We start from the raw sequence: 1,054 nt of genomic DNA, 5'->3' as shown, positions 1-1,054 counted from the left end.
CCCCCGGCTTCATCGTCAGTAAGGGGTTTTCATTCATGCTGCCCACAACCTCATGGGAGCTTTGTCCTGACGTCACAGGGGCAGGAACATCCTTTTTCATAACACTGGCCGGGACAACAGGAATGTCATCCGAGGCATAGGCCATTGAAGTTCCAAGCGCCAAGGACAGCGCCAGGAGCGAAAGTTTAGCGTTGTTCTTCATGCTTTCTCCGGTTTTCTTCTTTGCGCTGGAGTTGCTCCAAAACAGTTTTGGTGCGTGGCTTTCCTACATAGGTGTCGATGTAGTCCAGCACGGGCGCGTAGTTTGAAATCTTGATGGCGAACTCGTAGGAGCGTTCGCTACGCTCTTCGTTAGAAGAAGCCCCTTTGACGTAGGAATATCCGTAGACAAACACCTTGTCGCTCTTGGGCTCGTACTCAACAAAACGCGGCTCAAACCGCATGGTTACGCGGTCGTTCTTGATCTGTTGAGCTTGAATTTCGATGGCATCAATCACGTCCTGATAGATGCTCGGGGAGAGAAGCGGGGTGATCCGTTCTTTCACAAAGTCAACGGTTCCTGGCGTCACATTGCCAAGGAGCTGAGCAAAAGCGAAACCCCAAGCCTCTTTATAGGACTGAGAGGCGTTATTTTTCGTCACCCAGGCTTCTTCCGTAAGCGTGAAAGGCTGGATAGTGACGATGGTTTCCTTGCTGAATACTTGGACCACCAGCAGGAAAACGATAGCAATAAGACCACCCTGGAAGATTCGTCCCCACTTATTTTCTGTTTGGGTCCCTTCCCAGGTCTTGAGATACTTTTTCAGGTTCAAGGCAAATACCTCCGGACAAACGGGTTCTTGAGAGATTTGGCCTTGGTCATGATGAACCCGGCCCAGTAGATCATGTGGAGCAGGTATCCATCCGGATGGTTATCCCTGAATCGGCGATAAAGGTTGGTTACAAGTAACCCCCCCAGAAAGCAGATCAGGGCCTTACCGATGATGACCCCTATCGTTAGCCCCAAAAGCATCGGGGCCAACTCATCTGCGCTCCACAACAGCAGATGCGGGGG

At 51.2% G+C, this 1,054-nt stretch carries 2 protein-coding genes and 1 pseudogene; all 3 read right to left on the bottom strand.

Annotation, left to right across the window (positions count from 1 at the left end; translation table 11 throughout):
* Nucleotides 1-202: pseudogene (locus BHE89_RS18420) on the bottom strand (conjugal transfer protein TraK); the annotation flags it as partial.
* Nucleotides 186-812: a TraE/TraK family type IV conjugative transfer system protein gene (locus tag BHE89_RS18415; protein WP_001049716.1), complete on the bottom strand. Its 627-nt coding sequence runs from the start codon at nt 810-812 to the stop codon at nt 186-188. The gene BHE89_RS18415 and the pseudogene BHE89_RS18420, both read right to left, overlap by 17 nt.
* Nucleotides 809-1,054: type IV conjugative transfer system protein TraL (gene traL, locus BHE89_RS18410; RefSeq protein ID WP_227631652.1), on the bottom strand; the 246-nt coding region annotated here is incomplete at its 5' end. The genes traL and BHE89_RS18415, both read right to left, overlap by 4 nt.

It is taken from the genome of Shigella sp. FC1967 (assembly GCF_001743005.1).
Lineage (GTDB): Bacteria > Pseudomonadota > Gammaproteobacteria > Enterobacterales > Enterobacteriaceae > Proteus.
The sequence above is the reverse complement of the archived record's forward strand: the minus strand, read 5'-3'. Positions and strand labels throughout refer to the sequence as shown.